The organism is Intestinimonas sp. HCP28S3_D6 (genome assembly GCF_052065695.1).
Classification (GTDB): Bacteria; Bacillota; Clostridia; order Oscillospirales; family Oscillospiraceae; genus Intestinimonas.
On record NZ_JBQHTM010000007.1, the window covers coordinates 89449 to 103787 of the forward strand.

General features: G+C 63.8%; 12 protein-coding genes and 1 pseudogene. 10 read left to right on the forward strand and 3 right to left on the reverse strand.

The genetic code is table 11. The annotated features are described in order from the left end of the window. The first annotated feature begins 146 nt into the window (after nucleotides 1-146). On the forward strand, nucleotides 147-1292 hold the full coding sequence (locus tag ACTNBK_RS04270; protein WP_441143920.1) for a THUMP domain-containing class I SAM-dependent RNA methyltransferase: 1146 nt from the start codon (nucleotides 147-149) through the stop codon (nucleotides 1290-1292). After that, on the forward strand, nucleotides 1276-2403 hold the full coding sequence (locus ACTNBK_RS04275) for a WG repeat-containing protein (RefSeq protein WP_441143922.1): 1128 nt from the start codon (nucleotides 1276-1278) through the stop codon (nucleotides 2401-2403). The genes ACTNBK_RS04270 and ACTNBK_RS04275 overlap by 17 nt, the downstream gene beginning before the upstream one ends. Nucleotides 2404-2405: 2 nt before the next feature. Here the strand turns inward: ACTNBK_RS04275 and ACTNBK_RS04280 are convergent, their stop codons facing one another. Further along, entirely contained in the window at nucleotides 2406-2672 is a 267-nt protein-coding gene (locus tag ACTNBK_RS04280; RefSeq protein WP_441143924.1) for a DUF6809 family protein, read from the reverse strand. An 82-nt stretch (nucleotides 2673-2754) separates the two neighbouring features. On the opposite strand from ACTNBK_RS04280, the gene ACTNBK_RS04285 reads away from it, so the two are divergent. The 4 genes from ACTNBK_RS04285 (at nucleotide 2755) to groL (ending at nucleotide 6114) form a co-directional block, all read left to right on the forward strand. Beyond that, nucleotides 2755-2970: a helix-turn-helix transcriptional regulator gene (locus ACTNBK_RS04285; RefSeq protein ID WP_441143926.1), complete on the forward strand. Its 216-nt coding sequence runs from the start codon at nucleotides 2755-2757 to the stop codon at nucleotides 2968-2970. Between the two features lie 29 nt (nucleotides 2971-2999). Beyond that, nucleotides 3000-3926 (forward strand): diacylglycerol/lipid kinase family protein, encoded by a 927-nt coding sequence (locus ACTNBK_RS04290; protein ID WP_441143928.1) that lies wholly within the window; start codon nucleotides 3000-3002, stop codon nucleotides 3924-3926. A 197-nt stretch (nucleotides 3927-4123) separates the two neighbouring features. Further along, nucleotides 4124-4408 carry a co-chaperone GroES gene (locus ACTNBK_RS04295; protein ID WP_130851019.1) on the forward strand — a complete coding sequence of 95 codons (285 nt, stop codon included), beginning with the start codon at nucleotides 4124-4126 and terminating at the stop codon, nucleotides 4406-4408. A gap of 77 nt (nucleotides 4409-4485) precedes the next feature. Next, nucleotides 4486-6114 (forward strand): chaperonin GroEL, encoded by a 1629-nt coding sequence (gene groL, locus ACTNBK_RS04300; RefSeq protein ID WP_441143931.1) that lies wholly within the window; start codon nucleotides 4486-4488, stop codon nucleotides 6112-6114. Between the two features lie 126 nt (nucleotides 6115-6240). Here groL and ACTNBK_RS04305 read toward each other — a convergent pair whose 3' ends face one another. Beyond that, nucleotides 6241-7401, reverse strand: a complete 1161-nt coding sequence (locus tag ACTNBK_RS04305; protein ID WP_441143933.1) for an aminotransferase class V-fold PLP-dependent enzyme — start codon at nucleotides 7399-7401, stop codon at nucleotides 6241-6243. Nucleotides 7402-7420: 19 nt separating this feature from the next. Then, a complete protein-coding gene (locus ACTNBK_RS04310; protein WP_441143935.1) occupies nucleotides 7421-8617 on the reverse strand; it encodes a hypothetical protein in 1197 nt (398 codons plus the stop codon). A 225-nt stretch (nucleotides 8618-8842) separates the two neighbouring features. Here ACTNBK_RS04310 and ACTNBK_RS04315 point away from each other — a divergent pair, with 225 nt between their 5' ends. From ACTNBK_RS04315 to ACTNBK_RS04330, 4 genes and pseudogenes are all read left to right on the forward strand, one after another. Further along, on the forward strand, nucleotides 8843-9394 hold the full coding sequence (locus ACTNBK_RS04315) for a hypothetical protein (RefSeq protein ID WP_441143937.1): 552 nt from the start codon (nucleotides 8843-8845) through the stop codon (nucleotides 9392-9394). A 21-nt stretch (nucleotides 9395-9415) separates the two neighbouring features. Then, nucleotides 9416-10099 (forward strand): response regulator transcription factor, encoded by a 684-nt coding sequence (locus ACTNBK_RS04320; RefSeq protein WP_441143939.1) that lies wholly within the window; start codon nucleotides 9416-9418, stop codon nucleotides 10097-10099. 35 nt (nucleotides 10100-10134) lie between these two features. After that, the gene (locus ACTNBK_RS04325; RefSeq protein WP_441143941.1) at nucleotides 10135-11634 is read left to right on the forward strand and encodes a HAMP domain-containing sensor histidine kinase; all 1500 of its coding nucleotides are present in this window, start codon (nucleotides 10135-10137) and stop codon (nucleotides 11632-11634) included. Nucleotides 11635-11829: 195 nt separating this feature from the next. Further along, nucleotides 11830-14190: pseudogene (locus ACTNBK_RS04330) on the forward strand (vitamin B12-dependent ribonucleotide reductase); the annotation flags it as partial. Nucleotides 14191-14339 lie beyond the last annotated feature (149 nt).

Sequence of the window (14339 nt, forward strand, 5' to 3'; positions counted from 1 at the left end):
ACCGAATAGCTAGTAAATTCTCCGCCGTTGGGAAAAGGGTTTGCCAATTCCACAGGACTCCGGTATAATGAGGTAAAATGACATTTTAATGACTTCACTGCGGTATTTCCCCATGTCTGCGGACGGGGGAGGAATAGGAGCAATGTATGGAACATCTGGAGCTGGCCATCCCCACCCTGTTCGGTCTGGAGGGACTGTGTGCCGACGAGCTGCGGCGGCTGGGCCTTTCCGACGTGCGGGCCGAGAACGGCCGGGTCCTCTGCGCCGCCCGCCCCGCCGACATCCCCCGGGTCAATCTGAACCTGCGCACCGGCGAGCGCGTGCTTGTTTTGCTGGGGAACTTCCCCGCCGGGGACTTTGATGCCCTTTTCGAGGGGGTCCGCGCTCTGTCCTGGGAGGACTTTCTCCCCCGGGACGCCGCCTTCCCGGTAAAAGGCCACTGTCTCAACTCCGCTCTCCACGCCGTCCCCGCCTGCCAGTCCATCGTGAAGAAGGCAGTGGCTGCCCGGTTGGGGGCTAAATACGGCCTGGAGCAACTCCCCGAGACCGGCAGTCTCTATCAGATCCAGTTCGCCATCATGAAGGACACCGCCTCCCTCTATCTGGACACCACTGGCGCCGGACTCCACAAGCGGGGCTACCGGGCGGTGGGGGTGGTGGCCCCCCTCCGGGAGACCCTGGCCGCCGCCATGGTGATGCTCTCCAAGTACCGGGGCCGGGACCCCTTCTGTGACCCCTTCTGCGGCTCGGGCACCATTGCCATTGAGGCCGCCCTCATCGCCAAGAACCGGGCCCCCGGTCTGGACCGGAGCTTTTCCGCCCAGAAGTGGGGCTTCGTCCCCGCCAGCGCCTGGATGGAGGCCGCCGACGAGGCCATGGACAAGGAGTTCGACGGGGACTACGACATCTGGGGGGGCGACATCGACCCCAAGGCGGTGGCCATCGCCCGCTCCAACGCCGAGAAAGCGGGGGTGGAGGACCTGGTCCGCTTTGAGGTGGCCGACGCCCTCTCCTTCCACCGGGAGGAGCCCTACGGCAAGATTGTCACCAATCCCCCCTACGGGGAGCGGATCATGGAGAAGAAGGAGGCCGAGGACCTGTACCGTGGCTTCGGCAAGGCCTTCCGGGCCCTGCCTGACGGCTGGACCCTCTCCCTCCTCTCCTCTCACACCGAGTTCGAGCGCACCTTTGGCCGGAACGCCGATCGGAAGCGCAAGCTCTACAACGGCATGCTCAAATGCGATCTCTTCCTCTACGGAAAGCGAGGTGCTCACCATGAGAAGAAGCGGTAAGCTCCGGACCCTGGCGGCCTTGGTCCTGGCCCTGGCCATGACCCTGTCCTGCGCCCTGGCCGTCCCCACCATCCATGGCTACCAGGAGGGCTTGGCCAAGGCCAGCGAAAACGGCCTGTGGGGCTTTGCTGACGCCTCCGGCAAGGTGGTCATCCCCATCCGGTACCAGTCGGTGCTGGACTTCACTTTGGGCACGGCTCTGGTGCGTATCGACAACAAGATGGGCCTCATCCGGCAGGACGGCACCTACCTGCTCCAGCCGGAGTACGACACCCTGGAGAATCTGGGTTATGGTCTGTACCTGGCCCAGAAGGGCAACCAGTGGGGGGTGGTGAGCATGCTCCCCTTCCCCGATGAGCAGGGCGGCACCACCCAGGAGTTCTTCCCCTTTGTCTACGACGCCGTCCGCACCGACAAGGTGGACGGCCTGGACGCCCTGGTGCTCACGGCAGGGGGCGCCGACACGGTGGTCCCCCTCTCCACCCTGAAGGACCAGATGGTGCGCCGGCAGGTGCCCTCCGCCCAGTTCCCCCTCATCAAGGGGCGTCTCCCCTCCTACACCGACGTCTCCTCCCGGGACTGGTTCTCGGTGTGGGCCGACCTGGCCTACAACCTGAATCTGATGCAGGGCACAGGGGACGGGTGCTTCGCCCCGGATCAGACCCTGACGGTGGCCGAGGCTCTGAAGCTGGCCGCCTTCATGGAAAGCCAGGCCAACGGGGACACCTTCCACCTCCAGCCGGTGACGGGTACCCCCTGGTACAAGTCCTCGGTGACCTATTGTGAGGCCAGCGGCATCATCTCCGCCGGGGAGTTCACCGACTTCGCCCGGCCGGTGATCCGGGCCGAGATGGCCTACATCTTTTCCCGCACCAGTCTGGGCCGGAGCATCCCGGAGATCAACAGCCTGAGCCGGGTGAAGGCCGCCGTCCCCGATGTAAAGACCGGGGATTACGCCGCGGAGGCCATTTTCGGTCTCTACGCCAAGGGCATCCTCACCGGCAGCGACGGGGACCTCACTTTCCGCCCCAAGGACAGTCTCACCCGGGCCGAGGCCGCCGCCATCGTCACCCGCATGGCCCGGGCCGAGCAGCGCATCACCCTGTGGTAAACCTACCGCAGTAACCGCCCCAGCGAAAGCCCCATGGAGAGCCCCTCCCTGAAAAGCGCCTCTCCCTCTCTTTGCATGTATTCTTTCATGTTTTCTGTCAATTGTTCCAGATGTGTTTGCTCCTCTTTTTTCAGATGGCACAGCAGCTGCTTTTTATCCTTTTCATACTGTTCTGCAATTTCCCAATAGCGTGACCGCTGATCCGGCGACCAATGCTCCAGCACCTTTTCCAACGCATAGACATATAGGGCCTGAACCGGTCCTTCCATGTTTATCCCCCCATTTTCATTCCATATGGAGCATTTTAATTATAAATCGTTCCATATGGAACGTCAATAGGAAGTGTCAGAATTGACAGACGAATTTTTTCAACGGCTGAAACAGCTTCGCAAGTCTCATCGGGTGACCCAGGAGCAGATGGCTGCACATCTTGGCATTTCATACAGCGGCTATCGGCGGTATGAGTCCGGAGAGCGGGACATGCCGCTCTCCATTGCGGTAAAGCTGGCAGATCTTTACGGCATTGCTTTGGATGACCTCGTGGGCCGTACGCCGCCCTGCCAGTGACTTATCCCCACCAAAAGGAGGCCCTTCCCTTGAAGCACCTCTTTCTCATCAACCCCGCGGCGGGCAAGCGGGGCAGCACCGACGCCCTGTGCCGCCAGATCACGGACACGTTCACCGGTCTGGGGCTGGACCACGAGCTCTTTCTGGGCACCGCCCCCGGAGACTGCGAGACCCGGGCCCGGGCGGCGGCGGAGTCGGGGGAGCCGGTCCGGCTCTACGCCTGCGGCGGGGACGGCACCCTCAACGAGGTAGTGAACGCCGCCGCGGGCTTTGACAACGCCGCCGTCACCAACGTGCCCAAGGGCACCGGCAACGACTTCATCAAGCTCTTTGGCCCCACCTACCGGACGGCCTTCTCCGACCTGGCGGCTCTGGCCGCCGGTCCCCAGGCCGCCTTCGACCTGATGGACTGCAACGGGCGGCTGGGCATCGACGTGTGCTGCGCCGGGGTGGACGCCCGCATCGCTGCCGACGTCCACAAGTACAAATCCCTCCCCTTTCTGGGCGGCATGGCGGCCTATAGCCTCTCCCTGGTGGTGAACGTCCTCTTCAAGGGCCTCTCCCGGCCCACCGTCATCCGGGCCGGAGACACCGTCCTGAATGGGGAGAGCACCATCATCTGCATCTGCAACGGCCGCCACTACGGCGGCGGCTTCATGCCGGTGGGGGATGCCCAGCCCGACGACGGCATCCTGGACATGCTGGTGGTGCCCAAGGTCAGCCGCTTCACCTTCTTCCGCCTCCTGGGCGCCTATTCCACGGGCCGCTATCGGGAGCATCCGGAGGTCCTCTCCCACTTTCACGGCACCTCCTTCGCCTTCTCCTCCCCTCAGGAGCTGACGGCGGTGGTGGACGGTGAGGTCATGCGTTCCAAGGAATTTACCGTCTCCCTTTCCCCCAAAAAGGTGTGGTTTTTCTACCCCGCCGGCCTGGACTACCACACCCCCGGCGGCTGAGTCTGGCACTCCGCCTGTCCCTTTGTGAACAAAAGGTGAATTTTCTGAAAAACAGCCCCCAATTTTCAAAATTGGGGGTTGATTTTTTTGGCAAGGAGAGGTATCATCATACTCGAAGTTAGCACTCATGATTTTGGAGTGCTAACACTTAAATCGTAAATGGACAAAAACCATAACTATATAAGGAGGAACCTCAAATGAAGCTCAAGCCCCTTGCAGACAGAGTGATCATCAAGATGGTGGAGGCCGAGGAGACCACCAAGAGCGGCATCATCCTCACCGGCGCCGCCAAGGAGAAGCCCGAGATGGCCGAAGTCATCGAGGTGGGCCCCGGCGGTATGGTGGACGGCAAGGAAGTCGTCATGACCGTGAAGAAGGGCGACAAGGTTATCACCAGCAAGTACGCCGGCACTGAGGTGAAGCTGGACGGCGAGGAGTACACCATCGTCCGTCAGGGCGACATCCTGGCCATTGTGGAGTAAGATCCGGTCTGTATTTTCAGTTTTTAGGGCCCGGCGGGACTGCCGCCGGCCCGTCATCGTATAGGAGGTAATTTTTCATGGCCAAGCAGATCATTTACGGCGAGGACGCCCGCCGCGCCCTGGAGCGCGGTGTCAACCAGCTCGCCGATACCGTTAAGATCACCCTGGGCCCCAAGGGCCGCAACGTGGTGCTGGACAAGAAATTCGGCACTCCCCTCATCACCAACGACGGTGTGACCATCGCCAAGGAGATTGAGCTGCCCGATCCCTTTGAGAACATGGGCGCCCAGATCGTCAAGGAGGTCTCCACCAAGACCAACGATGTGGCCGGCGACGGCACCACCACCGCCACCCTGCTGGCCCAGGCCATCATCCGCGAGGGTCTGAAGAACCTGGCCGCCGGCGCCAACCCCATGATCATGAAGCGCGGCATTGCCAAGGCCACCGCCGCCGCCATCGAGGCCATCAAGGAGAACTCCAAGCCCGTCAACGGCACCGAGGACATCGCCCGCGTGGGCGCCGTCTCCTCTGGCGACGAGACCATCGGCAAGCTGATCGCCGAGGCCATGGAGAAGGTCAGCCACGACGGCGTCATCACCGTTGAGGAGTCCAAGACCGCCGAGACCTATAGCGAGGTCGTGGAGGGCATGCAGTTCGACCGCGGCTACATCGCCCCCTATATGGTCACCGACACCGAGAAGATGGAGGCCGTCCTGGACGACGCTGCCATCCTCATCACCGATAAGAAGATCTCCAACATCCAGGAGCTGCTGCCCATTCTGGAGCAGGTGGTCCAGTCCGGCAAGAAGCTGCTCATCGTGGCTGAGGACGTGGAGGGTGATGCTCTGAGCACCCTGATCGTCAACAAGCTGCGCGGCACCCTGAACGTCTGCTGCGTGAAGGCCCCCGGCTTCGGCGACCGCCGCAAGGAGATGCTCCAGGATATGGCCATCCTGACCGGCGGCACCGTGATCTCCTCCGAGCTGGGCTATGAGCTCAAGGAGGCCACCGCCGACATGCTGGGCCACGCCCGCCAGGTGAAGGTCAACAAGGACACCACCATCATCGTGGACGGCTCCGGCGACGCCCAGGCCATCAAGGACCGTGTGGCTCAGATCCGCAGCCAGATCGAGGTCACCACCTCCGACTATGACCGCGAGAAGCTCCAGGAGCGTCTGGCCAAGCTGGCCGGCGGTGTGGCCATTATCCGCGTGGGCGCCGCTACCGAGTCTGAGATGAAGGAGAAGAAGCTCCGCATCGAGGACGCCCTGAACGCCACCCGCGCCGCCGTTGAGGAAGGCATCGTGGCCGGCGGCGGCACCGCGTATGTGAACGCTGTTCCCGCCGTGGAGAAGCTGCTCAAGACCACCGAGGGTGACGAGAAGACCGGCGTCCAGATCGTGGCCCGTGCCCTCACTGAGCCTATGCGTCAGATCTCCGCCAACGCCGGCATCGACGGCTCCGTGGTGCTGGAGAAGGTGAAGAACTCCCGCAAGGTGGGCTATGGCTTCAACGCCCTGAACGAGACCTACTGCGACATGATCTCCTCCGGCATCGTGGACCCCACCAAGGTGACCCGTTCCGCCCTGGAGAATGCCGCTTCCGTGGCCGGCGTGCTGCTGACCACCGAGAGCCTGGTCACCGATAAGCCCGAGCCCCCCGCTCCCGCTGCTCCCGCCGCTCCCGACATGGGCGGCATGTACTAATCGAAGATCCGCTAACAAAGCCCACGGCCTTATGCCGTGGGCTTTGTAATTTCCTGTCTCTTCAAAGCAGAACGGACTGCCCACACCAATGGCGTGGGCAGTCCGTTCTGTATATATTCGGTTAATTTATCCGCACAGGATCTCCGCCACGGCACCCTGGACATAGTCGATGTCCTCAAATCGAGTAAAGGGTCCCACAGAGAAGCGGACAGTGCCCTGTGGATAGGTACCCAGGGTCTTGTGAGCCAGGGGGGCACAGTGGAGACCGCAGCGGGTCTGAATGCCGAAGTCACACTCTAGGCGGTAGGCGCACGCAGCGTTATCCTTTCCCAAGAAGTCCACCGATACCACGCCCACCTGCTTATTTTCGTCCTTGGTGCCCAGCACCCGGAGGCCGTCCTCCTCATACTCGGCCAGCCGGGCGATGAGGTGGCCGGTGAGGCGCTCCTCCCGATGCCGGAGGGCGGCCTGGTCCTGACTCTCCCACCAGTCCAGGGCAGCGCCCAGACCGTAGATACCGGGTAGGTTCAGGGTGCCCGGCTCCAGCCGGTCGGGCAGAAAGGGCGGCATCTCCAGCAGGTCGGAGCGGCTGCCTGTGCCGCCGGAGACCAAGGGCTCCATGGCTTCGGCTAGGGCGTCTGTAAGGAGGAGTATGCCCAGTCCCTGGGGACCCAGCAGGCCCTTATGGGCCGGCATAGCCACAGCGTCAATCCCCATGGCCCCCATGTCCAGGGGTACAGAACCGGCGCTCTGGGCAGCGTCCACGCAGAAAAGGATACCCCGCTCCCGACACAGCTTTCCCACCGCCTCAATGGGCATACGGGTTCCACACACGTTGGAGGCGTGGGTGAGGACACACAGCCGCACATCAGGGGTGAGACGCTCCGCCGCCTGGTCCAGGAGGAGTTCCCCCGTGTCGGTGCAGGGCAGCCACACGATCTCCACCCCCTGCCGCTCCAGCTGGGTGAGGGGCCGGAGCACGGCGTTGTGCTCCATGGGGGAGGCGGCCACCTTATCCCCGGGCTTCAGCACCCCCTTGAGGACCATGTTGAGGCCGTAGGTGCACCCCGGGGTGAAGATGACGTTTCTGGGATCGGGTGCACCAAAGCGTCGGCACAGCTTTTCCCGGACCTCCAGCACCCGCTCGGCGGCGGTGTAGGCCGACTGGTAGTCCCCCCGGCCCACGTTGCAGCCCACCTGGGTGAGATAGTCCGCCATAGCCTCCGCCACACCGGGTGCCTTTGGGAAGGAGGTAGCGGCGTTATCAAAATAGCAGCTTTTTCCCATAGAGCACATCCCCCATCCTTTAAAATTCCGACTCTACCGCCAGGCGCACGTTGTAGCTGCCTTCCCGCAGGGTGGCCAGAAGCCGGCTGAGCACAGAGGCAGAGGTGGTGCTGTCATCCAGAGTGATCCCAGCCTGACTCTCCCGGTCCTCCAGGCGGCGACTGATCTGGTAGTAGACGGTGCTGCTGCTCCGTTCGCCAGGCACACCGTCAATGTCGTCATCCCAACACAGCCAACCGGCCTCCTCCAGGCTCTGGGCGACCGCCGGGTCCTCAGCCAGAACGATCCGGGTATTGGTGAGGGCCACGTGTGAAAGAACCACATTGGCCTCCTCCAGCTCCCGCTGGGCCTGCTCTAGGTCTGCCGCGTCGGTGATAAGCCCGATCATATGTCCCTCTCCCACCGCCCGGCGGATGAGGTCGTCCCGTCGGGCCACCTGGTCGGCGGGCACCAGCAGCAGGCAGCCCCAGCCGTAGCTGCGTAGCTGGTCCAGCATCTCTCCGCCGGACTCTCCCGTGTCGCTGCGCACCGCCAGGTAAACTCGGACCCCCCGGCGGTCCTGTCCACTCTCCGTCGTCTGAGAGGGCACGGAGGGCGCTGGAGAGGCCACAGGGGCGGTGGTGCTGTCCCCGCTTTGTCCAGTCACCGACCGGTAATAGTTCTGGAGCTGGATGAGATAGGTGGTGTTGGCTGAGCTCTTAAAGGAGGTGTCGTCCAGGGACACATTGTCGGTGCGGATGCGGATATAGGGGTAGCTCTTGTCCCCGAACTGGATGTTGCTGTAAATGTAGCGCACCCCGAAGTAGGAGCAGGTGGAGCTGGCTGAAACATAGATCTGGCCGTTGCGGATGATGGCGGTAGGGGTCTGCCGTTCGCCGTCTGGGAAGTAGTCGTAGGAGAGACCGGTCCGCAGGTCGAAGGTCAGGTTTTTGGGCTCGGTGTTGTAGAGGGTAAGGGTGTTTTTCACCTTGTCCTGCCCTCCGTTGACGATGCCCAGGCGGATACCGCCGTTCTGGTTGGCGTCCAGCATGAAGTAGGGGAGGTAGATGGTGCCGCCCACGTTGATGGGCATGGTATTGTCGCTGAGGGGGACAGGAGAGTCGTTGAGGGCCAGGAAGATGATATTGGCGTCCCACTCCTCCCCGGCGGCATAGCCCTGGATGAGGACCGCCAGCAGCGCGGCAGCGCACAGCCCGGCCAGGAACCGTTTCCACATGGACCATCCCTCCTTCCTTCAAATAGGATTGTTTTCATTATATCACAGCACTAGGTCCAGGGTAAACCCCCACCCTTGTCCCGGCAGGCCGGATATGCTATCATCATGGTACTCATAAAACCGTCCGGGTACGGTATTTTTTAATGAGATCTAAAGAAAACCCAAAGCCGTCTTTAGGCGGAGCGGGTTATAATCGGGTCAGTACACGGGGAGAGGGGGAGAAGCATGTCGGTGACGGTGGAGCAGGCCCGGCGGATCAGCGAGGCCGCCGGTGTGGACGTGATCGCCGCTCTCTCGGCCCTGGAGCGGAACAACGGGGATGCCTTGGCGGCCATGCTGGAGCTGGAGCGGCAAGGTCTGACATCCACGCCGCCGGGGGGCGGCTTCTACTCCACCCGCCCCTCCTCCGGCGGCACGCCGCCGCCCCCCGGACCCGGTCCATCGGAGGGCTCGGACAGCACCCGGCACAGCGGCGTGCTGATCGTCCCCTGGTCCGATCTGAAAGAGGGCCTGAAAGACCTCTTCCACAACTGTCTGGCCACCCGGCTGGAGGTGTGGCGGAAGGGACAGCAGGCGGCCTCGGTCCCTCTGCTCATTCTGGTGGTCCTCCTGCTCTTTTTCTTCCTGGAGATGGCGGTGGTGCTGGGGGCGGGGCTGCTGCTGGGCTTCCGGTACCGGCTCTCCGGCCCCCTGGTGGAGGGGGAGACCGTGCGGAGCCTTTTGTCCTCCCTGCGGGAGGCCATTGATCGTTTTCTGGCGCGGCTGCGCCGTTCATAAGAAAAAAGGAGGGACCCGTCCATGGCGGAACGGATCTTGCTGGTGGAAGATGAGGAGAAGCTGGCCCGGATGGTGGAGCTGGAGCTGCGGTACGAGGGCTACGAGGTGGAGAAGGCCTTCGACGGCCGGACGGGGCTGGAGCGTGCCCTCACGGGGGAATTTGACCTCATTTTGCTGGACATCATGCTCCCTGCCCTCTCGGGGATGGAGGTGCTCCGCCGGCTGCGGAAGGAGCGGCAGACGCCGGTGATTCTGCTCACCGCCCGGGACGCAGTGGTGGACAAGGTGTCCGGCCTGGACGCCGGGGCGGACGACTATGTGACCAAGCCCTTCGCCATCGAGGAGTTATTGGCCCGCATCCGGGCCGCCCTGCGCAAGCATCCCGCCGCCCCGGCGGAGGCCCCCAGGCTCACCTGCGGCCCCCTTTCCATGGACGTGGAGCGCCATGAGGTCACCGTCTCGGGCACCCCGGTGGAGCTCACCCGTCGGGAGTTCGACCTGCTGCGCTACCTGCTGGAGAACAAGGAGAAGGTCATCTCCCGGGAATCTCTGCTGGACAACGTGTGGGGCTTCGACTTCGCCGGGGAGACCAACGCCGTGGACGTCTATATCCGCTTCCTCCGGTCCAAGCTGGACGAGCGCTTCGGCGTCAAGCTCATCCACACCGTCCGTGGCGTGGGCTATGTCATCCGGGAGGAGGGCTGACGAGGCATCCACTTGTATGGAAAGGAGGGGCGGACATGGCCTCCAAACCGAAACAGGACCGGGGTGGCATCCGCTCCTCCATCGTCCTGCGGCTCAATCTGCGGCTCTTTCTGCGGCTGCTGAGCATCTATTTCACCACTGACCTGCTGCTGCTGGCCCTCTCCTGGGGGGGCATCCTCCTGTGGGCGGACCGACAGTGCGGCGAGATCGCCCAACTGGTGGCCGAGCGGGGCGTGCCCTCCGCCGAGGCCACGGTGTGGATGTCGGCGGGGGACTACACCGTCTCGGCGCTGGAGGAGGCGCCGTCGGAGTCCGGCCTGCAACTGGGCGGCCTTCTGCTGCCTATGACGCTAGGTGATCAAACCCTCCCGGAGGAGGAACAGGCCCTGCGGGTCCTCTCCCTGGGGGAGGAGCCCCTGTTTTTTGGCCCCTGGGGGACCCATCCCGGCCGGGGTGCCGCCTACACCCTCTCCCTGCCCAACGATGGTCAGCCCTACGCCATCACCCTGGACCTGGAGCAGCCGGTGACCATTCTGGCCTTTGCCGGGCGCATCCTGCTGGTGTGCCAGCTCTTCAGCCTGCTCCTCAACCTGCTGAAAAACGCCGGTACCATCAAAAAGACCCTCCGGCCCATCCAGGAGCTGGCGGCGGCGGCGGCCCGGCTGGGCAGCGCGCCCCCCAACATGTCGGCCGCCGAGCTCTCCGCCCTGGCGGGGCGGCTGGACGAGATCAACGCCACCCATCTGGACAAGCGCATCCCGGTATCGGGGACCCAGAAGGAGCTCCGTGACCTGGCCGAGGCCATCAACGCCATGCTGGACCGGCTGGGGGCGGCCTACCGGGCCCAGATGCGCTTCGTCTCCGACGCCTCCCACGAGCTGCGCACCCCCATCGCCGTCATCCAGGGCTACGCCAGCCTGCTGGACCGCTGGGGGAAGGACGACCCCGCCACCCGCCAGGAGGCCATCGACGCCATCCGTGGGGAGGCGGAGTCCATGAAGGAGCTGGTGGAGCAGCTTCTCTTCCTGGCCCGTGGGGACAACGACACCATGCAGGTGGAGATGTCCGACTTCGACCTCACCGAGGTGGCCGCCCAGGTGTATAAGGAGACGGGGATGATCGACCAGACCCACCCCTTCGCCGCCCGTTGGGGGACGGCGCCGGTGCCGGTCCACGCCGACCTGGGCCTCATCAAGCAGTGTCTCCGGGTGCTGGTGGACAACAGCATCAAATACACCCCCGCCGGCGGGGAGATCACACTCTCCCTGGAGACGGCGGAGGGCACCGCCCGGCTGTCCGTCCAGGACGAGGGGGACGGCATCGACGCCGGGAGCCTGCCCCATATTTTTGAGCGCTTCTACCGGGCCGACCAGTCCCGGGACCGGAAGACCGGCGGCACCGGCCTGGGCCTGTCCATCGCCCAATACATCGCCGAGCGCCATGGCGGCTGGCTGGAGGTCCTCTCCCGCAGGGGGGTGGGCACCCGCATGACTCTGGTGCTCCCCCTGGCCAGCCTGCCCGGCGGAGAGGGGTAAAAATCACCTTTGACGAGCATTTTCCGTCTGGCTCTAAGGGTTCCGGCAACGGAGGGGAGATCCCCTCCGTTTTTTTCGTCTAAAACGATATATTGACTTCATCATTTTCTCTGATACAATATGTAGTGCGCGTTTAGCGGGAGGGCCCTATCCTCCCCTACAGATAGAGCAAAATGAAAAACGAAAGAGGAGACGACAATTATGCCGATCAGTGAGAACGCCCGGGCAGTGCTGGAGCGCCGTTATTTGATCCGGGACGAGCAGGGGCAGCCCACCGAGACCGTGGAGGAGCTTTTCCACCGGGTGGCCGATGCCATTGCCGCCGCCGACACCCACTTTGACCCCCAGGCGGACACCGCGGCCACCGCCTCCGACTTTTTCCAGCTGATGACCAGCCTGGACTTCCTGCCCAACTCCCCCACCCTGATGAACGCCGGCCGGCCTCTGGGCCAACTGTCGGCCTGCTTCGTGCTGCCGGTGGCCGACTCCATGGAGGACATCTTTGACGCCATCAAGAACGCCGCCCTCATCCACAAGAGCGGCGGCGGCACCGGCTTCTCCTTCTCCCGGCTGCGGGCCAAGGGCTCCACGGTGAACTCCACCGGCGGCGTAGCCAGTGGTCCCATCTCCTTCATGAAGGTGTTCAACGCCGCCACTGAGGCGGTGAAGCAGGGCGGCACCCGCCGGGGCGCCAACATGGGCATCCTCCGGGTGGACCACCCCGACATCATGGACTTCATCACTTGCAAGAACGACACCAAGGAGATCACCAACTTCAACATCTCCGTGGGTCTCACCGAGGCCTTCATGGCGGCGGTGGAGTCCGGCGGGGAGTACGACCTGGTGGACCCCGCCTCCAAGAAGATCACCGGCCGGCTCAACGCCCGCGCCGTCTTTGAGGCCATCGTGGACTCGGCCTGGCGCACCGGCGAGCCCGGCATCATCTTCCTGGACCGGCTCAACCGGGACAACCCCTGCCCCAGCCAGGGGGAGATCGAGTCCACCAACCCCTGCGGCGAGCAGCCCCTGCTGCCCTACGAGGCCTGCAACCTGGGCTCCATCAACCTGGTCAACCACCTGAAGAAGACCGCCAACGGCTATGTCCTGGACCGGGAGAAGCTGGAAAAGACCATCCGCACCGCCGTCCACTTCCTGGACAACGTCATCGAGGTCAACCAGTACCCCCTGCCCGAGATCGACAAGGTCACCAAGCTGACCCGGAAAATCGGCCTGGGCGTCATGGGCTTTGCCGACATGCTCCTCTACATGGGCATCCCCTACAACTCCGACGCCGGCGTGGCCATGGCCCGTGAGGTCATGGAGATGGTGCAGACCATCGGCCACCAGGCCAGCGAAGAGCTGGCCACGGTCCGGGGCGCCTTCCCCCTCTTCGCTGAGAGCATCTACAAGGACGGCAAGCCCCTCCGCAACGCCACCGTCACCACCATCGCCCCCACCGGCACCCTGTCCATCATCGCCGGGGTGTCCAGCGGCGTGGAGCCGGTCTTTGCCTACGCCTATATCCGCAACGTCATGGACAGCACCCACCTCATCGAGACCAACGGCATCCTGAAGCAGGCCCTGCTGGACCGGGGCCTCTACTCCGAGGCGCTGATGCAGTCCATCGTGGAGCAGGGCACCCTGGCCCACGTGGACGGCATCCCCGAGGACATGAAGAAGGTCTTTGTGTGCGCCCACGACGTCTCCCCCATCTGGCACGTGAAGATGCAGGCCGCTTTCCAGCAGTACACCGACAACGCCGTGAGCAAGACGGTGAACTTCCCCAACGCCGCCACCCGGGAGGAGGTGGCCGAGGTCTACCGTCTGGCCTACGAGCTGGGGTGCAAGGGCACCACCATCTACCGGGACGGCAGCCGGGACGAGCAGGTGCTCAACATCGGCAAGGTCAACGACGGCAAGGCCGAGGACAAGACGCTGCCCGACCATGTGGAGAAGCTGCTGGAATCCAACTGCGACTCCACCGCCTGCCTGCTGCGCAACGGCTCCATCCTGCCCCGGCCCCGCCCCGACGTCACCATGGGCTACACCGAGAAGGTGAAGATCGGCTGCGGCAAGCTCTTCATCACCGTCAACTACGATGAGCAGGGCATCTGTGAGGTCTTTACCAACACCGGCCGTGCCGGCGGCTGTCCCTCCCAGTCGGAGGCCACCGCCCGCCTGGTGTCCATCGCCCTGCGCGCCGGGGTGGACAGCGACGAGATCATCACCCAGCTCAAGGGCATCCGCTGCCCCTCCTGTCTGCGCCAGCCCGGTGTGCCCGTGACCTCCTGCCCCGATGCCATCGCCAAGGCCATCGAAAAGGTCATGAAGACGGCCCAGACCAACGCTCCCCTGCCCCCCTGCCCGGCTCCCGCCCACGTCGCCCCGGCGACTCCCCTGCCCGGCGGCCCCCAGGGCGCCCGCGGTCCCGTCAGCCCGGAGATGACCCCCGCCGAGGCCAAGCTGGCCAAGTTCTGCCCCGAGTGCGGCAGCCCTCTGGAGCATGAGGGCGGCTGCGTCACCTGCCGGAACTGCGGCTACTCCAAGTGCGGCTGATCCCAGCCATTCCATGTAGGAACAAAAAGGCGTGGAGCCAAAGGAGCCCCCGCAAAAGGACAACAAAAAACCAATTTTGCGCATCAGCGTGGAAGAGCCTGCGGAAAATCCGCAGGCCCTTCTTTTTGCGCACGTCAGAAAAGGGCGAA